Raw genomic sequence first — 18918 nt, forward strand, 5'->3', positions numbered from 1 at the left:
AAAACAGCTCTATTGAATAGAGCTGTTTTTAGTTACTTATAATTGATTATTTAGCCGAAACCGTTTTTTCAAAAACCTTATCATTATCGTAACTCATGATGAATGTATAGTTCTCAAAAGGCAAACTTTTAATATCATAATATTGTTGAATATTTTGCTTGTCTACAAAAGAACTTGAATACACTAAATCCTCAGATTCGTTATAAATCTCAACACTTACAGGAGCTTTACTCGCATTAGAAATACTAAAACAAACAACACCTTCTTTATTAATTAAAACTGGTTTATAAACTTCTGTAACTGGTTTTGCAGCAAGAACTGCTGTTTCTCCAACAACCGAAATTTCATATTTAGCAATTTTCGCATCTGATTCTGCAAATAAAAAGTAAGTACCCTCTGGCAATGCTTTTAAATCATAAGTTCTATTAATACTTCCCGTTGAAATCACATTTTCCTTATGAATCAATTTATGGTCTAAATCATAAATAGACAACACCACTTTATTTGCTTCATAAAGAGCAAAATTAACTGTTTTTCCCTGTCCTTTTTTTACATCTAAAGAAAACTCATTTTCTAATGCACTTACGTTCAAAGCTGCTAACAGCGCTACTAATACCAAACTAAATTTTAAAATCTTTTTCATAATTTGAGTTTTTAGATTTATAATCCTTTTAACTATTACAAATCTACGGCATCAATTTCATTGAATATAATGCAGAGTTTTCATGATTATACGTTATTTTACCTTTTACGAAATCGATAAAGGTTAAAAAACGTGATAAATTCGCAATAAACATTAAATTTGCATAAATAAAAAACAACTTAGAATATGAGACCTTTAGTACCCAACTTAGAAATCATAATTCCCTCATTTGGAAGCTCATTTTCTATCTCTAATCATGAAGAGAAAACTAACGCACACACAAAACATTGGCATTACCATCCTGAAATAGAATTAGTTTACATTAATGGAGGTTCAGGCAAGCGACAAGTAGGTAGTCATGTCTCCTATTATAATGATGGTGATTTAATACTTATAGGTAGCAATTTACCGCATTGTGGATTTACCGATGAAGCTACTGGAAACAAAAAAGAAACCGTGATACAAATGAAACCAGACTTTTTAGGAAATACTTTTTTTGACTTATCAGAGATGAACAATATTAAAAACCTGTTCAGTCAAGCCAAACAAGGAATTTCATTCACAGGAGAAACTAAAAAAATACTAGGAAAACGAATTGAAGCATTAAGTGAGCAAACACAACTAGAACGCCTATTGAGCATGTTGTCTATTTTAAACGAATTAGAATTATCTAAAGACAGTACGATCTTAAACGCAGAAGGTCATTCCATGGAAATGCAAATGCAAGACAACGACCGAATGAACGTCGTGTATAATTATGTAAAAGATCATTTTCAAGAAAACATAACCCTTGAAGAAATAGCACAACTAGTCGCAATGACAGTACCTTCTTTCTGTAGGTATTTTAAAAAGATAACCAATAAAACATTTACAAAATTCGTTAATGATTATCGGTTGGTTCACGCATCAAAACTATTAGCCGAAAAACAAGTTAGTATCTCTGAAATATCTTTTGAGAGTGGTTTCAATAATTTTGGCCACTTTAATAAATCGTTTAAAGATTTTACGGGAAAAAGTGCTTCCCAATATAGACAAGAACTCCGTTCCTATTTAGGGTAAAACAATACTTTTAAACTCTAAATAAACAATATAACATCCCAAACAAAAACCAATTCTAAAAACTACTTATCAACAATCCCTAAAATTAACAATTCAGCCCATCACCTATTATCGAGTATTGTGTAATTTTGCAGTATGTATGCTTTAGTCGATTGTAACAATTTTTATGCTTCCTGTGAACGTGTTTTCCAACCGGAATACAACGGCAAAGCTGTCGCCATATTATCAAACAATGACGGTTGCGTAATTTCTAGAAGCAATGAAGCAAAAGCTGCGGGAATCGCAATGGGAGCACCTGCGTTTCAAATCAAAGATTTAGTTAGAGAGCAAAATGTAAAATTATTTTCCTCGAATTACCCTCTTTATGGCGATCTCAGCAATCGCGTGATGGGGATTCTAGCCCACTTCACCCCTAACGTAGAAATTTACAGCATTGATGAAGCTTTCCTGAATTTTGACGGAATGCAAATTAGCAACTACCAGCAGTACGGAATCCAAATCAAGAAAAAGATTCAAAAATGGGTAGGCATCCCAGTTTGCGTTGGCTTTGCTGAAACGAAAGTATTAGCTAAACTAGCTAATAGAATAGCCAAAAAATTCCAGGATAGAACTTGCGGAGCTTACGTTATAGATACCAATGAAAAACGACTTAAAGCACTCAAATGGACCCAAATTGAAGATGTTTGGGGCATTGGCTACCAAACTGCCAAAAAAGCGAAGCTTCGCAAAATAAACACTGCATTAGATTTTACATTACCACAGCACGAAGCTTGGATAAAAAAAGAATTAGGTATTGTAGGCATGCGACTTAAATATGAACTTGAAGGCAAATCAGTCATGGATTTAGAACCAGATACGGAGCAGAAAAAAAGTATTTCTACAACACGTAGTTTTCCTAAACAAATAGCCGATTATGATTTACTCCGAGAACGTGTAGCTACTTTTGCAGCAGTGTGTGCAGAGAAATTACGCAATCAAAAATCCTGCTGTCAAACTATAATTGTAATGCTCGTAATTGACAAACACAGCATAGAAACTTCTAAATATTATTTCAATATGGCCGTTACTTTGCCCTTTGCAACTAACTCCACATTAACAATTGCAAATACAGCAATTGCAATTTTAAAAAAGCTACATCAAGGTAACGAACAAATGAAATTTAAAAAAGCAGGCGTTATTGTAACTGGAATTATTGATGAAGATAAAAAACAGTTTCAGTTATTTGAGGATGAAAATCCAAAACACCTTGCTATCATGAAAGCAATGGACAAAATCAATAAAAAGGCTGGAGATACTAAAGTAAAACTTGCTTCACAAAATTTAAATTTAACCTGGAACATGAGACAAAATCATTTGTCACCTAAATATACAACCAACTTTAAAGATATTCTAGAAATAAACTGCCAGTAATGAAAGAACAAAAACTTACTTTTTTTCGTCCTGATTTTGACAGCGAACTAAAAATTCCTTTTATTCCTGATGGCGTTTCGGCAGGGTTTCCTTCGCCGGCAGCTGATTTCATGGAAAACAACATTGACCTTAACAAAGAGTTAACCGAAAATCCGTTGGCTACATTTTACATAAAAGTAAAAGGAAATTCCATGATTGATGCTGGTATAAATGATAAAGACGTCCTCGTAGTAGATCGGAGTTTAGAACCTCAAAACAATAAAATAGCGATTTGTTTTATTGATGGAGAGTTTACCGTAAAACGCATTTTACTCGAAAAAGACTGTTTGTATCTCATGCCCGAAAACGAAAACTACGCCCCGATCAAAGTCACCGAAGAAAATGAATTAATTATATGGGGAATCGTTACTTATGTGATCAAAAAAATGTAACCTAAATTAGCTGAAATATCACTAAAAACGGGTATTGTAAGAACTATAATGTATTTGTTAATTTACATTCATAGTATCCTTTCTTGAAATAAACACAATTTCAATTATAATTGCCTATCTATCTAAACTAGAAGATTAGAAACTTTAATCTAGTACTCTTTAAAAACAATAAGTTTAAAACAAACAATCGAGAGTGAATTAAGAACAAATAAGAATGATTTCATCCATATACCATACTTGACGGATCTGCAAAGATTGAAGCTTATATTCAAGATGAAACTATTTAGCTTACCAAACAAAAATAACAACTATTTTCGAAAAGGGTTATTTCACAAAGCAACTACATAGAGTTATTCCTATCCGTACAAGAGAATGTAGGATACATCAACAAATCACAGATATACTTGCGAATATAATATTGATTACAATCTAAAAGCAGAAGCTAACCAAAACTTTTACGATACCTTTCAAAACAAATTTTACTTTGCTATTACAATCAAAACAGCGACCGAAATCATTTATAAAAAGTGGATAGCAAAAACACAAATGGGATTGACAACATTCAAAAATGCATAAGACTGCAGAATTTCAAACTTAACAGCAATTAAAAAGAGCCATCAATTTCCTATCGCATATTTGTAAAACAACGACAACAACAACGAACAAAAATGTATATTTGTTTTTAAAAAATCATAAAACTTGATAGATAAAATCCAAATAGTAAGAGCAGTACAAATTTTAGATTGTAAACGTACTAATAGTATTCCATTGCAAGTATTATGTGATGACAATGAAATTTACATCATAAAAACAATGTTTAAAAAACATCCTCCTATTGAGGATTTAATCAACGAAATATTATGTAATTATTTTTTTCAATGTTGGAACATTCCTGTTCCAGGACAAGCTTTAGTACTCTTTGACGATATATTAATTGAGCAATATTTACTTGAAAATAGTGCAATCGATAAAAAATATACAGATTTCAAGTTTGAAAATCATTTTTTCTATGGCTCTAAATTTTTACCAAATACAACAGAAATTGACTTATATAACCTTACTCTGAAAGATAAACACGATTATAAAAAATATCAAAATCCCTTAGATCTAATTAAAATAGGGGTGTTTGATAAATGGATCGCAAATATGGATAGGCGTAAAGACAACCCTAACATACTAATTGATAGTTCAAATGTGAAATACAGATTTATACCTATAGACAATACCCAATCTTTTGCCAATCAAAATAATTATAAAAATTTAAAATTAAGCATTATGGATACGGTAGGTAATAAATCAATTTTAAATTCTCAAATTACAAAAAGTATTTGTAAATTTGCAAACTCAAATAGTTACAGTAATTTAGCTAAAGAGATCAATAGTAATATTGAAAAATCAATAGATTTAATTGAATCAGTTTTTGAGAATATCCCCTCTGAATTTGGGTTAAGTAGACCAGGGAAAAATAAAATTAAAGAAATTTTATCAGACAAACCTAGAAACAATATTGTTTCAGCTAGTTATTTAAATTATTCAAAATGAAATCTTTTTACAGTATAATCCGATTTGTTAACAATCCTTTAAGCAAGGAGAACCTAGCTATTGGATTAATAATGATTTCAAATAATAAAGTTTATTATAAATTTTCTAACGATAAAATTCAGCTAGTCAGCAAAATTAATCCTTTAAATTTCAAACTTTTAGAATATACAATTGACAAAATAAATAATTTTATTAAAAATGAACTAGAGAAAGAAGTTTCTTTATTTTCAGACGATAATAAAGTAAATTTTGAATACTTAAAGAGGCTTTCAATTTATAACAACGGCTTCCTCCAATTTGATAATCCATCAATAATAAATATTGATTTTGACGAAGTTAAGTTTAATGGATTCTTTCACAAATATATTGATTTGGTAATTAAACCCGCTGATAAAAAAATAGTAGACAATACTTTTTCAAGAATAATTAAAGACACATTTCAAGAACCTTTAAAAGATATTATAAATATAAACTACAAGGTAAAAAAAGCTACTATCCCAAATTTATTCTTTGACTACAATCTTGACGGCATTGGCTATAATGGCATTATATACACTGTTAAATCAATTGACTTAAACTCTGACAAACCTATAGACCAGATAAGAAAAGACATTTCTGAATTTGAAAGTTTGAATCCAAGAATTGATTTATTTGGAGAATCAAATAACTTTCCTCCAAATAAAAACAAGCATTATTTGGTTATAGATAAATACGAAGGTCAAAAAGCTAGCTATAAAGAATTGTATGAGATTTTAAGTGGTCAAAAATCATCTGATTGTAATTATAAATTAATAAATTCAAATGATTTAAAAGATGTGACAAGTGAAATCAAAAAAAACAATGCACATAAATTCTCTGAATTAATTGAAAAAAACTCTCTATAATAAACTTTGAATTAAGTTTTTTAGCCAACCATTCTTAGAAATTTTAAAAAAACTCTCTTAAAGTTACAACTTTAAGAGAGTTTTTTTTATCCTTTAGAGGTAAAAATATTCAATTGAAAATAAGACAAATTTATCAATCTTAAAAAGATCTAGTATAGCTTAACTAACCCCTTAAAAATAAAAAACCTCTTAATCACACGATTAAGAGGTTTTTAAGTACCCGGAGCCGGAGTCGAACCGGCACGGTTTCCCACAGGTGTTTGAGACCAGCGCGTCTACCAATTCCGCCATCCGGGCTTTAGCAGACATGAAATGACGACAGTCATTTCAACGCAATAAAGAACTATTTGGTGGTAGCCAAACAGTTGTTCCTTTAACACGGTGCAAATGTAAAAAATAAAATTAAAAATTCTAATAAAAATACTTAATTTTTTACTTCAAGAGTGGAATAATTTTTCTAAATTTGCAGCTCGTTAAAGCGAGACACACTAACTAACTACACCCGAGGCAAATACAGACATTAAGCTACCATCAAATGATATAGCCCAATTCTATATAGCGCAACGGAATAAAAAACAACAAATTAAATGTCACACCTAGAGCCAGAAGCTAAAATTTTTGCTTGTTCACAAAGTGTCTATCTAGCCGAAAAAATTTCCGCTCAATACGGAATTCCATTAGGAAAAGTTACCATGTCACATTACAGTGACGGAGAGTTTCAACCTTCTTACGAAGAGTCTATTAGAGGGTTACGTGTATTTATTGTTTGTTCTACTTTTCCAAATTCAGATAATCTGATGGAATTATTACTGATGATTGATGCTGCAAAACGTGCCTCTGCAAGACATATTACTGCGGTAATACCTTACTTTGGTTGGGCAAGACAAGATAGAAAAGACAAACCTAGAGTTCCGATAGGAGCTAAACTAACAGCAAAACTGTTAGAAACAGCCGGAGCAACAAGAGTAATGACCATGGATTTGCACGCAGATCAAATTCAAGGATTTTTTGAAAAACCAGTAGACCACCTGTTCGCTTCCACTATCTTTTTACCTTACGTAAAAAGCTTAGCATTAGACAACTTGACTATTGCCTCTCCAGATATGGGAGGTTCAAAAAGAGCTTATGCTTATTCTAAATTCTTAGAATCAGATGTGGTTATTTGCTACAAACAAAGAAAAGAAGCGAACATCATTGACACCATGGAGCTAATAGGTGATGTAAAAGGTAAAAATGTGATCTTAGTAGATGACATGATTGATACCGGAGGCACTTTGGCGAAAGCCGCTGATTTAATGATGGACAAAGGAGCATTAAGCGTTAGAGCAATTTGTACCCACGCCATTTTATCAGGTGATGCTTACGAAAAAATAGAGAATTCTAAATTATTAGAATTAATCGTAACTGATTCTATTCCGTTAAAGAGAGAATCTAAAAAAATAAGAGTGTTGAGTTGTGCCCCACTTTTTGCTGAAGTTATGCACATGGTACATCATAACAATTCCATTAGTGGAAAGTTTATCATGTAACAAAAACAAGTATTATTAACAATTATATATATTACAATGAAATCGATTACAATTAAAGGATCAGAAAGAGAAAGCGTAGGAAAAGTTGCAACTAAAGCCTTACGTAATGCTGGAGCGGTTCCTTGCGTGTTATACGGAGGAGATCAACCAGTACATTTTTCAGCAGAAGAAAAAGCATTCAAAAGCTTGGTTTACACTCCAAACGCTCACACAGTTGTGATTGAATTGGCAAACGGAAAGTCTTTTACTGCAATCATGCAAGACATCCAAGTTCACCCAGTTTCTGACAAAATCCTTCACCTTGACTTCTTTCAAATCTTTGAAGATAAAGAAATCACTATTGAAGTTCCTGTAAAAGTTATTGGTAACTCTAAAGGAGTTATGGCAGGTGGAGATTTACGTTTAAACAACCGTAAATTAAAAGTAAAAGCGTTACCTAAAAATCTTCCTGATTTTGTTGAGGCTGACATTACTCCACTTAACATGGGTAACAAATTATACGTTACTCAAGTTCCTACTCCAGACTTTAAAATCATGCACCCAGACAACACTGTTATCTGTCAAGTGAAGATTTCTCGTGCTGCTATGAAAGCGGCTCAAGAAGCTGCAAAAGCTGCAAAAGCAGGACCAGTAAAAGGAAAGAAAAAATAATATTTTTCTCTACAACATATCAAAAGCATCAGTTTTATTACTGGTGCTTTTTTTTTGGATTTCAATTCATACGCTTACAATCTATTTTCCTTCTCTATTCTATCAGGAGCACAACCATTCACTTCTCCACAACGGTTGTCCCGCTATTCGCTTCAATCTTTTAGCACGCCAAAAAAGGCGCACAAAAAGGATTTCCACTCCTATCGCGGCTATTTTACACCGTTCATCCCTTTTAAGAAAACACTCAAACAAACACTATTCACAATTAAAGTTTGAATCACCCATCACAAAATCATTTCAGAAACCAGTATAAATCCGTTTCATTCGTGACTCATCACCAATCATAAAACCAAACCACTTCAAAATTTTACCAATTATCTAATTGACTATTTATCTAATTAAGTTTACTTTTGCAACATGATAAAATGGATCAACAAACTGTTTTCATCAACCAAAACAGTAGAAAATACAGATTATATGAAGAAATTTCTAATAGTAGGACTTGGAAATATAGGTGCTGAATATGTAAACACCAGACACAACATAGGCTTTAAAGTACTAGACCACCTTGCAAAAAAAGAGAGTCTTTCTTTTGAAACCGTAAAACTAGGCGCACTTGCCGAATACAAATTCAAAGGAAGAACATTCTTGCTATTGAAGCCCAATACCTACATGAACCTTAGTGGTAAAGCGGTAAAATACTGGATGGATAAAGAAAACATTCCTAAAGAAAACATCTTTGTCATCACTGATGATTTAAACCTTTCTTTTGGAACCATCCGCATCAAACCAAAAGGCAGCGACGGAGGACACAACGGACTTAAAAACATCAACCTAGTACTAAACTCAAATGAGTATACTCGATTTAGATTCGGGATCAGTGATGAGTTTAAAAAAGGGCAACAAGTAGACTATGTACTAGGAGACTGGGATGAAATAGAAAAAGAAAAACTGCCTGAACGTTTAGAAACAGCTTCAGAAATCATTAAAGCTTTTGGTACAGCAGGTTTAGAAAACACCATGACAACCTATAACGGTAAATAACACCAAAATACAATAAGAGCCACCTACTTTTATAAAATCGAGCGCAGTCGCGATGCAATAGCGGTTCTCGACTGCGCTCGAACTGATTGATAATTGAACTGTTTTATAAATAGTATTAGCACAACATAAAATAAAAAAGGGAAAACTGTAAAGTTTTCCCTTTTTCATATATCCATTATAAAATAGTGCGAACTATTTAATCAGTAACTTTCTAACCGTTTTTTTACCGCCATCAATTACGGTCATTATATAAAGACCTGTAGCTACACTACCAAGTTCTATGTCTTCTCTAAAAGTATTTTGCATACTATATTCTTTTTCAAATATTTTTCTTCCCGCAATATTATGTACAAAAATCTTAATTTGACTTGCTCCAGAAGAAACAAATTCAACTGTGATATTTTCTTTAATGGGATCCTGATAAATAACAACATCGTCTTTAGAAAAATCTGTAGTATCAAGCACAAAATCTTTGGTACAAATAGCAATAGAAGCTGAAGTCAATGTTCCCGTATCTCCATCATACGCATCACGAATTCTAAAAGTCCAATCTCCACCTGCATTCTCACCATTAAACGCGGCTAATGATCCATCAGCAGTGATGGTTTGTAATGTTATCGTACCGCAAACAAGATCCCCTCCAGCATCATCATAAGTCAACAATAAGCTACCCTCTTTATCACTACAACTTCTATTAAATAATTTCACAGTAGTACCACTCGGACTTACAACTTCCATATCTACATCAGATAAATAAGCGTGATTGAAACCTACATTAAAATTAACATCCGAAATCGTAGCTGTAGTAGCCGGAACAGTAACCTTAACCGTTTTATAAGAAGCTGATTCAGGAATAGTAAATGGTGTAGCAAATGTATAACTCGCACAACCAGTAGTTACCGTATAACCTATCGAGAAAGAAGTCTCATTGACCGCATAATAAATATTATCAGTAGGCTCAATTAAAATCCTACAATCTTTAGCAACAACACTTGGAGCAATAATATCTTCACTACCATCATTAGGAGTATTTGAAGCTAAAACTGTTGGGAACGTCAAACCGCCATCTGTAGATAATTTAATATTCACATTTGCAGATCCCGCTAACATACTAGTATTATTAACAGCCCAAGTTATTTTTTTGGCTTGACCCTGAAGCCAACTTACATCGGCTGTATTTTGAGAGGTAATTTCAAACGGACCCGCAGTTGCACTAACATTTACTGTCATTTCATCATAATTAGTTTGAGCCGTTCCTACTGAACCATTATCTCTTGCTGTTAATACAAAGTGCAATGTTCTAGCTACAGTAGCCACAGACTCCCACTTACTAGTTAACTTATTAGAAAGCACATTAGCATAAGAAGGCATGTATCGTGTACTTGAGCTTACTGGTAAAAAAGACCGAAACAAGGGACCGTCTTTTTTAGTAGATATAGCAAAACTATTCTCATTACTAGCAGTTACAGCACTATCGTCCTGTTCCCAAGTATAGGTTAAATTGCTTCCGTTTGTCGTTGAACCTGTTCCCTTTAAAATAAAAGCAGTACCGTTAGGAATCACATAATCAGTCCCTGCACTTACTACTGGTGCATTTGTAGCAATCGCAACATTTACAGGACAAGATTTTCTAGCAAGATTTTGTTGAATTTGCAAAATACTTGCATGCGTAAAATAATCATCTGATTTAGGCTGAATATCGTAATCAGTAGTAATTCCAGCATAAGCCATAATTGTAGAACCACTTCCAGGTTCAACACTCACTCCTGTTTCTTCTATATCATAAGAAAAAGTATGATTTGCACCCAACTGATGCCCCATTTCATGACTAACAAAATCAACATCAAAATCATCTCCCTCAGGCTTACTGTCAGAAGGAGAAGTAAAAGCACTTCCTTTACCAAAAGGATCACCAGCTGTAGGGGCATCACAAACACAACCAATACAACCTGCATTTCCACCACCACCAGATGCTCCAAAAAGATGCCCAATATCATAGCCACTATTCCCAATCACTGATGTTAAATTTTCTTGCAACTCAAGGCTCCAATTACCGTCTGCTCCGGCAACAGCATCTGAATAAGGATCAGTTGCAGCATTAGTGTATATTAATTTTTCGTTGTCGGCAATGATATTTAATTGCAACGCTAAATCTCTATTAAAAATCCCATTTACCCTACTCATAGTCGCATTCATAGCCGCTAAAGAACCTGCAACCGTACCTCCAAAATACGTAGTATATTCGGCTGTACAAGACAATGCCAATCGCATGGTTTTAAAAACTTTATTATTTGCCGCAACACGAGCAGTACTTGCTAATAATTTTTTATTTACCGCAACATCAGTCGTCTTACAAACCATAGGTAGACTTCCTTTTTCTCTATTTCTAGAGGTGATCAATGTGTATAATTTTTTATTATCTGGATACGCTTCAATAAACTCTGAACCGCTATCTCCTCTTAAAACCATTGTTTGAATCCCCTTAGAAGAAACACTAAAATGCAAAGATGCTGTAGGATCTGTAATTCCAACTCCTGCATACCCACGGATATCAGGATATTTGGCTTGTAATTCAGGTGCAAAATTAGAAGATTCCCAAACCATGAATTTTTCGATCACACCTTCACTATTTGGCATCGTCAACACAACAGAACTTCCTTTATTATCTTTAATACCTTCAAGCGATTCATTTAAAAGTTGCTGATTTAATTGCAATAGCATTTTATCAGATGAGGAATTTGTTGTGCTATTTTTACTAGTTGTTACAACCTTAGATTGATTAACAACACTCCAAGGAGATTGGTTTTGCGCGTTCAAAGAGAAACACCAACCAATGATTAGCAATAACAGGATATTTTTTTTCATATTTAAATATATATAGCTCCAAAAATAAAACATTTAAGTGTAAATAAAGGTGCTATTTTATAAATCAATTAATACAAACAGAATCCATAGTTACAACAGCAGTCATTTTTACTAAGAAAACATTAAAAAAACATCAAAATCAATTCTGGATATTCTCTCAATTAAAATAGATAGTATAAATTTGCATAACTATAAAACAGTTCCATTGAAGATTTTTCATTCTATAAACGATTTCAGCAGTTCTAAAAAAACGATTCTCACATTAGGTACCTTTGACGGCGTTCATATAGGTCATAAAAAAATTCTTGAAAAAGTCAACCAAAATACTCAGGAAGGAAAATACGAGAGTCTTGTACTAACTTTTTTTCCACATCCTAGAATGGTGCTGCAAGAACAGTCTGATATTAAATTACTCAACACTATTTCTGAAAAAATTGAATTATTAGAAAAAATCGGAATTGAAAATTTAGTTATTCATCCGTTTGACGAAACTTTCTCTCGCCTTTCAGCTGAGGATTTTGTGGAAACAGTTTTAGTTAAAAAATTAAATATTCATAAAATCATCATTGGTCATGATCACCGCTTTGGCAGAAACAGAACCGCAAATATTGATGATTTAATTGATTTTGGAAAAAAATACGGCTTTGAAGTAGAACAAATATCTGTTCAAGAAATAAATGCAATCTCGGTTAGTTCGACTAAAATTAGAGCAGCACTTTCTGATGGAGATATGAGTCTTGCTAACAAATATTTAGGGTACGACTACTTTTTAACTGGTACCGTTTTTAAAGGAAAGCAACTCGGGCGAACAATAGGTTTTCCTACTGCAAATATCAATATTAAAGAAGACTACAAGTTAATCCCAAAAAAAGGGGCGTACATCGTTGAAGCCATTATTAATAAAAAGCTTGTTTCGGGGATAATGAACATTGGCTTCAACCCTACCGTTAAAGGAGAAAGCTTGTCGCTAGAAATTCATTTCTTAAATTTTGAAGGAGATTTATACGATCAAAATTTATCTGTTTCACTTTTAGAATATTTACGTCCAGAGCAAAAGTTCGATTCTTTAGAACTATTGATAAAACAATTAGAAATAGACAAAGCAACAGCCATAGCATACTTCAACAAACGTTAATATTAGAACACTGACCTCAATATATTTCAATAATTTCCGTAGCTTTGATAGTGAAGCACTTATTTTCAAATAGTTAACTTTTAATAATTTAAAACTAAACGCATGAAACTAACTAAAGAACTATATTATGGGATTATTATTTGGGTAGGAATTAGCATCTATTTCCTAATTATGAAAGCGTTAAACCTTGCAGATTTATTTTATCTACGAGCACTAAACATCCTTTTTATTTATTACGGTGTAAATAGCGTTTTGAAAAGCAATTACAAAGAAGGAAAAAATAGTTTACCCGCAAATGCAACCTCGGCCCTGATAACCGGTCTTATAGGTGTATTTATTAGTATTGCAGGATTAGTCACTTACAGCTATATTCAAGGAGGCGACAAGTATATTGAATCGCTTTCAGCTTCGTTTTTATTTGGCGGAGACCCTACCGTTATAACTTATGGTATTTCTTTGCTTTTTGAAGGCATCGTATCTGCAGTAATTGTAACATTTACTTTAATGTTATTTTGGAAAAAACGCTATCCATCTGACTAGCAAAACAAAGCTTATCGATTTTAAATAAAAATTCCGAGTCGATAATAAATCTCTGAACCAATACATAACGTATTAACTTCATTCAAAATTAGGTTTTAAAGGCATTGCATTGATTCTTTAGAACTATTTGATTACTTTTGGGGCTTTAAAAAACGTATCAATGAGCATTACAAAACATAATTGGACAAAAGAAGAGATTATTGCAATATATAATAAACCTATGATGGACCTGCTTTTTGAAGCAGCATCTACTCATAGAGAACACCACGACCCTAATGTGGTTCAAGTTTCAACATTGCTGTCTATAAAAACAGGTGGTTGTCCAGAGGATTGTGGTTACTGCCCACAAGCAGCTAGATACCATACTTCAGTAGAAGGAAATGATCTAATGTCAGTAAATCAGGTAAAAGCGCAAGCTTTAAGAGCTAAAGAAAGTGGTTCTTCAAGAGTGTGCATGGGAGCTGCATGGAGAAACGTTAAAGACGGACCAGAATTTGACCAAGTGTTAGAAATGGTGCGTACCATTAATAAGTTAGACATGGAAGTGTGTTGTACTTTAGGTATGATTACTGAAAACCAAGCACAACGCCTTGCTGAAGCTGGTTTATATGCTTACAATCACAACTTAGACACCTCTGAAGAATATTATAAAGAAGTTATTTCGACTCGTGGCTTTGAAGACCGTTTAAAGACTATTGAAAACGTTCGCAAGACAAATGTAACAGTTTGTAGCGGTGGAATTATAGGAATGGGAGAAAGCATTGAAGACAGAGCAGGAATGCTTGTTGCTCTTTCTACATTAAACCCACAACCAGAATCGGTACCCATCAATGCGCTTGTAGCTGTTGAAGGAACTCCAATGGAAGAAGAAAAACCAGTTGAAATTTGGGAAATGATTCGCATGGTTGCTACCACACGTATCATCATGCCAGAAACTCAAGTTCGTTTATCAGCAGGTAGAATGAATATGAGCAGAGAAGGTCAAGCAATGTGCTTTTTTGCTGGTGCAAATTCTATTTTTGCCGGTGACAAACTACTTACAACTCCAAACCCAGATGTTAACGAAGACATGAAAATGTTTGAAATGTTAGGTCTAAATCCTCAAAAACCATTTACTAAAGTTTCGCAACCAGCAACTGTTGAAGCACAAGATTCACAGTACAACACACTTGGTGAAAAACCAAAATGGTCAAGACCAGGTCATACAATTGACCGTAATCTTGAAGCCTCAGGTAAAGGAAAATAAAATTTTATTTATTAAAAAAACGCCCTGTTTTGAAATTCAAAATAGGGCGTTTTTCGTTTATTATTCCGTTACTAATAAATAACTTTCCTGATTACCGTTTTATTATTATCCAATAAAATCTTAATTAAAAGAACATTGTTAGTTGACAAGAAATCTTCTAGAGTAATAAAGTTATCATTAACTGCTTTTTGCTCATATACACTTCTTCCTGAAATATCATATATTTTAATTGCTTTAATCAACACATCAGAGGTTACATTGAGATACTTATTAGAAACTGATACAATAGTTCCGGATTGCGATTCTTCAAAATCATCAGTATTTAATGTCTGATTTTTAAAAACAAGTACAAAACGGTTATTGAATACTCCTGTATCACTTTCGAAACTATAAAACCCTTGTTTTAAATCGTGTGTTTTATTATTCATGTTATCTTTTAAGTATACTTGTTGATCGACGAACAAACCATCAACCTCATCAATATCAATTTTGTAATTCCCTCCAATTTTAGTTTCATACCCCAAAACTATTTCTTCAGTATTCTCAAATGGCAATCCCTTCGCTTGTATGGCAAGTTGTTTTTCACCACTAATACTATAAAAATTAATATCTTTATTTCCATTGAAACTTTCTCCATCTAAAGCATGATCATAAGAAGCGGTTCCGCCATCAATAAAACCAACAAGCATTTGCTTAAAAAAACCCTCATCAGTATACATATTCAACCATATTCGGTGCTTTTCTAATGCACTAAGCTTGCCTTTATTTTGCGAAGCTATCATTCTAAAAAACTGACTATTCTCAGCTGTCACACGCATCGAATTATCAAATTCAACCACTCCACTATCAGTAGTTGAAGAAACAAAAAATGACTGACCTGAAGCTATTTTACCATTAGGCTTAGACGTATTTGCAGCAGCACTTATAGAGGGTGCTGTTCCTACACCACCCAATAAATTGTAAACCGCATAATCATCAGATGTGTAATTATTATTTGTGATAGGCGTATTATGCGACCATAAATAAATTGTGCCGTTCATGACGCTGGCATTCTTCTGCAAGAATACATCGGCGTCAATTGCAGAAGGATAAGGGTTTCCAATTAAATTATGACTTAGAGCCGTTCCTAAAGCAATCGTCTTTTTACCATTATGCGGAACTCCAATAAAATTAGCTTCGTGAATTTCTTTTAAATTGTCTGAAAAACTCTGTGGCCCTCTAATAATATATCCTTTTGCTACTTTCATAATTGCAGCTGGATCAGCCCCTAACCACGAATTTGATATTGGTGAAAACGAGAAGAACTTGTCCATAGCGGTTTCAGGAGAGGTAGCCAGCAAGGTATGATCAGCAACAGGAGAAGACCAATAAGTATAATCAAATTTTAAAATAGGAGTCGTTTTCCTTACTACGAAAGCCGTAGCAGTATTTTCTATTTCATCCTCATCTTGATAAAGCGAAGCATTATTCTCTAAAATTAAAGTACCTAAGCCTGAATAGTCAAATCGTAATGAAAATGTTTCATCACTTGTAATGGTCACACTTTTATCTAAAGCAATACTACAAGAACAGGCATCAATAGAGGCGCTAGCTATATAATCACTATTAAATAAAGCACTTTTATAAATTGTAGGCAAGCCGTTACTCCATTTTTGATTCTCCCACACAGTATTATCAGTACATAATTTAATACGAGCTACACGGTGTTTAGCAATTCCCGAAACCGAATTGAAGTTCCCTCCAATCATTAGCATTCCTTTAGCGGTAAAACTAGTGGAATAAAGTGTATTATTTAAGTCAACAAAAAAAGAAGAGTCATAAGTACCATTAGCTAATAAACGAGCCAATCGCTTAACTGGATATCCATCATATTTACCTGTAAACGTTCCGCCTATTAAGATTCTATCATCTGGTTGAACCAATAAAGAACGCACTGTACCATTACTCAAACCAGTACCTGAAATGAATGAAGTATCTAAACTACCATTAGTTGTTAGTCGCAATAGCCTTTTAATAAGGACACCATTAAAGTTTTGAAATATTCCACCCACAATAATTTTACCATCTGACTGAAGCGCTAGAGTATAGACATTTTTATCAAAACCCGTTCCTGTATCAAAACTAGTGTCAATACTTCCATCAGTATTTAACCGAAGTAACCTATTATAATTAGTTCCGTTGAAGCTTAGGAAACGTCCTGCAATAATCATTTTTCCATCATTTTGTAAAACAACAGCGTCAATCGTACCATCAGCGCCAGAACCAATATTAAAACTAGCATCTAGTGAGCCATCTGCTAATAACCTTACAATTTTATTTACTGGAGCATCATTATACTTTGTAAAACTTCCTGCAATAACAATCTTACCATCTGGCTGAAGCACCATTGCATAAATCTGGTTGTTAATCGCAATCCCATTTAAAAAAGAAGTATCAATTGAACCATCAGCTAATAAACGAACTAATTTACTTGTTGCATTTCCGTTATAACTAGTAAAACCTCCAGCCATAATAATTTTACCATCATCTTGCAAAACAGCAGTACGCACCGTGTTGTTTGCTCCTGATTTCCCAGTATTAAAAGTAGTATCAAGACTACCATCAACATTTAAACGAGCAGCTTTAGAAATTGGAATACCATTAAAACTGTTGAAATTACCAAAGATCATCGTTTGGCTATTAGCCAAAGGCAGTGTTTTATAGACACTATTATCAAAACCAACATTTGAACTTAGAAAATCTACATCCAGAACACCATTAGCATCGAGTTTAGCTAATCTACCCCTATTTTGAGAATTAAAAACAGAAAAAGAACCACCTACAAACCAAGAGCCATCAGCTGCAGAAGTAAAAGCATACACAGTAGCTGTTGCAGGTCCCGAACCAATATCAAATAATGTATTAATCGTACCATTTGCTTTAAGCATAACCATTTTAAGTACTGGAATACCATTATAATCTTTAGTAAAGCCACCACCAACCATAATATTACCATTATCTATAGCCTTTATTACAGCCACACTACTATTACTAAAACCCGTTCCCGAAAGAAAAGTGGCATCAATAGAACCATCTGTATTTAAACGTATAATTTTATTAGCCATAGCCCCGTCATAAAGCGTAAAAGTTCCTCCTACTAGAATTTTTCCATCAGCTTGCACGTCTAAAGCTGTGACATTATCATCAAATCCAGTTCCTGTCATAAATGTCGCATCAATGCTTCCATCTTGATTTAACCGAGCAATCTTATTAGACGCAACGCCGTTAAAACTAGCAAAGGAACCAGCAACAACAATTTTACCATCCGCTTGAACACATACTTCCCTAACTAATCCACTCGCACCTGTACCAATATTAAATGAGGTATCTACACTCCCATCAGATAAAACACGAGCAATTCTATTCATTGCAACATCACCAAATTTTGTAAAACTACCTACTATGATTATTTTACCATCACCTTGTTGTGTCACACCATAAACAATATTATTTTGAGCCCCTAAACTAGTATCAAATGTAGCATCTAAAGAGCCGTCATTGTTCAACCGAACTAATCTTCCTATGCTATTGCCATTAAAATCATTAAAAGAACCCACTGCGATAATTTTACCATCATTTTGGATAATTATTTGTTCAATTTTTCTATTGAATCCATCATTTAACTCAAAACTATCGTCTACTGATCCATCTTGATTAAGTCTACTAATAAAAGGCAAAGAGTTCCCGTTAAAATTTAAATAATCACCTCCTACAAGTAACTTTCCATCTTTTTGTAATGCTATTGTACGAACCACTTTATCAAAGCCATCTCCGTTTACACCATCATCAGTAGTATTGAATGTTTTATCAATTAAGCCTTGTTGTGCGGCGGCATTAACAAAATTTAGAAAAGATAGTAAAATCAAAAAATAAGTAGTTTTTTTAACCAAAACAATAAGG

At 33.4% G+C, this 18918-nt stretch carries 15 protein-coding genes and 1 tRNA gene; 12 read left to right on the plus strand and 4 right to left on the minus strand.

Features of this window, described 5'->3' with window-relative positions; genetic code table 11:
- Nucleotides 1-46 precede the first annotated feature (46 nt).
- A complete protein-coding gene (locus HNP99_RS12960) occupies nt 47-643 on the minus strand; it encodes a hypothetical protein (RefSeq protein ID WP_173853809.1) in 597 nt (198 codons plus the stop codon).
- A 186-nt stretch (nt 644-829) separates the two neighbouring features.
- Between HNP99_RS12960 and HNP99_RS12965 the strand changes: the two genes are divergently transcribed.
- The 6 genes from HNP99_RS12965 (at nt 830) to HNP99_RS12990 (ending at nt 5969) form a co-directional block, all read left to right on the plus strand.
- Nucleotides 830-1702: an AraC family transcriptional regulator gene (locus HNP99_RS12965; RefSeq protein WP_173853810.1), complete on the plus strand. Its 873-nt coding sequence runs from the start codon at nt 830-832 to the stop codon at nt 1700-1702.
- 135 nt (nt 1703-1837) lie between these two features.
- The gene (locus HNP99_RS12970) at nt 1838-3112 is read left to right on the plus strand and encodes a Y-family DNA polymerase (protein ID WP_173853811.1); all 1275 of its coding nucleotides are present in this window, start codon (nt 1838-1840) and stop codon (nt 3110-3112) included.
- Nucleotides 3112-3543 (plus strand): LexA family protein, encoded by a 432-nt coding sequence (locus HNP99_RS12975; RefSeq protein WP_173853812.1) that lies wholly within the window; start codon nt 3112-3114, stop codon nt 3541-3543. The genes HNP99_RS12970 and HNP99_RS12975 overlap by 1 nt, the downstream gene beginning before the upstream one ends.
- 417 nt (nt 3544-3960) lie before the next feature.
- On the plus strand, nt 3961-4119 hold the full coding sequence (gene rhuM / locus HNP99_RS17850) for a RhuM family protein (protein WP_173853852.1): 159 nt from the start codon (nt 3961-3963) through the stop codon (nt 4117-4119).
- A 123-nt stretch (nt 4120-4242) separates the two neighbouring features.
- Nucleotides 4243-5085, plus strand: a complete 843-nt coding sequence (locus HNP99_RS12985; RefSeq protein WP_173853813.1) for a HipA family kinase — start codon at nt 4243-4245, stop codon at nt 5083-5085.
- Nucleotides 5082-5969, plus strand: coding sequence for a hypothetical protein (locus HNP99_RS12990; protein ID WP_173853814.1), 888 nt, complete (start codon nt 5082-5084; stop codon nt 5967-5969). The genes HNP99_RS12985 and HNP99_RS12990 overlap by 4 nt, the downstream gene beginning before the upstream one ends.
- A gap of 217 nt (nt 5970-6186) precedes the next feature.
- Here the strand turns inward: HNP99_RS12990 and HNP99_RS12995 are convergent.
- Nucleotides 6187-6266: transfer RNA gene (locus tag HNP99_RS12995), tRNA-Leu, on the minus strand.
- Between the two features lie 290 nt (nt 6267-6556).
- Here HNP99_RS12995 and HNP99_RS13000 point away from each other — a divergent pair.
- The 3 genes from HNP99_RS13000 (at nt 6557) to pth (ending at nt 9193) form a co-directional block, all read left to right on the plus strand.
- Complete coding sequence (locus HNP99_RS13000) at nt 6557-7498, plus strand: ribose-phosphate pyrophosphokinase (RefSeq protein WP_173853815.1); 942 nt, start codon at nt 6557-6559, stop codon at nt 7496-7498.
- A gap of 36 nt (nt 7499-7534) precedes the next feature.
- Nucleotides 7535-8149: a 50S ribosomal protein L25/general stress protein Ctc gene (locus tag HNP99_RS13005; RefSeq protein WP_173853816.1), complete on the plus strand. Its 615-nt coding sequence runs from the start codon at nt 7535-7537 to the stop codon at nt 8147-8149.
- A gap of 417 nt (nt 8150-8566) precedes the next feature.
- A complete protein-coding gene (pth, locus tag HNP99_RS13010) occupies nt 8567-9193 on the plus strand; it encodes an aminoacyl-tRNA hydrolase (protein WP_173853817.1) in 627 nt (208 codons plus the stop codon).
- Between the two features lie 192 nt (nt 9194-9385).
- Here pth and HNP99_RS13015 read toward each other — a convergent pair whose 3' ends face one another.
- Entirely contained in the window at nt 9386-12058 is a 2673-nt protein-coding gene (locus HNP99_RS13015) for a reprolysin-like metallopeptidase (protein ID WP_173853818.1), read from the minus strand.
- Between the two features lie 205 nt (nt 12059-12263).
- On the opposite strand from HNP99_RS13015, the gene HNP99_RS13020 reads away from it, so the two are divergent.
- The 3 genes from HNP99_RS13020 to bioB all read left to right on the plus strand — a co-directional run bounded on the left by HNP99_RS13020 (nt 12264) and on the right by bioB (nt 14979).
- Nucleotides 12264-13193 (plus strand): bifunctional riboflavin kinase/FAD synthetase, encoded by a 930-nt coding sequence (locus tag HNP99_RS13020; protein ID WP_173853819.1) that lies wholly within the window; start codon nt 12264-12266, stop codon nt 13191-13193.
- Nucleotides 13194-13295: 102 nt separating this feature from the next.
- Complete coding sequence (locus HNP99_RS13025) at nt 13296-13733, plus strand: hypothetical protein (protein WP_173853820.1); 438 nt, start codon at nt 13296-13298, stop codon at nt 13731-13733.
- 160 nt (nt 13734-13893) lie between these two features.
- A complete protein-coding gene (gene bioB / locus HNP99_RS13030; RefSeq protein WP_173853821.1) occupies nt 13894-14979 on the plus strand; it encodes a biotin synthase BioB in 1086 nt (361 codons plus the stop codon).
- 71 nt (nt 14980-15050) lie between these two features.
- On the opposite strand, the gene HNP99_RS13035 is transcribed toward bioB, so the two are convergent.
- Entirely contained in the window at nt 15051-18884 is a 3834-nt protein-coding gene (locus HNP99_RS13035; RefSeq protein WP_254596860.1) for a T9SS sorting signal type C domain-containing protein, read from the minus strand.
- Nucleotides 18885-18918 lie beyond the last annotated feature (34 nt).

This window comes from Flavobacterium gelidicaeli (assembly GCF_013294005.1).
Classification (GTDB): Bacteria; Bacteroidota; Bacteroidia; order Flavobacteriales; family Flavobacteriaceae; genus Flavobacterium.

Excerpts from the sequence above, each read along its gene's own strand:
- HNP99_RS12960 (WP_173853809.1), bottom strand. The coding sequence starts at position 643 with ATGAAAAAGATTTTAAAATTTAGTTTGGTATTAGTAGCGCTGTTAGCA.
- HNP99_RS12965 (WP_173853810.1), top strand. The coding sequence starts at position 830 with ATGAGACCTTTAGTACCCAACTTAGAAATCATAATTCCCTCATTTGGA.
- HNP99_RS12970 (WP_173853811.1), top strand. The coding sequence starts at position 1,838 with ATGTATGCTTTAGTCGATTGTAACAATTTTTATGCTTCCTGTGAACGT.
- HNP99_RS12975 (WP_173853812.1), top strand. The coding sequence starts at position 3,112 with ATGAAAGAACAAAAACTTACTTTTTTTCGTCCTGATTTTGACAGCGAA.
- HNP99_RS12990 (WP_173853814.1), top strand. The coding sequence starts at position 5,082 with ATGAAATCTTTTTACAGTATAATCCGATTTGTTAACAATCCTTTAAGC.
- HNP99_RS13000 (WP_173853815.1), top strand. The coding sequence starts at position 6,557 with ATGTCACACCTAGAGCCAGAAGCTAAAATTTTTGCTTGTTCACAAAGT.
- HNP99_RS13005 (WP_173853816.1), top strand. The coding sequence starts at position 7,535 with ATGAAATCGATTACAATTAAAGGATCAGAAAGAGAAAGCGTAGGAAAA.
- pth (WP_173853817.1), top strand. The coding sequence starts at position 8,567 with ATGATAAAATGGATCAACAAACTGTTTTCATCAACCAAAACAGTAGAA.
- HNP99_RS13015 (WP_173853818.1), bottom strand. The coding sequence starts at position 12,058 with ATGAAAAAAAATATCCTGTTATTGCTAATCATTGGTTGGTGTTTCTCT.
- HNP99_RS13025 (WP_173853820.1), top strand. The coding sequence starts at position 13,296 with ATGAAACTAACTAAAGAACTATATTATGGGATTATTATTTGGGTAGGA.
- bioB (WP_173853821.1), top strand. The coding sequence starts at position 13,894 with ATGAGCATTACAAAACATAATTGGACAAAAGAAGAGATTATTGCAATA.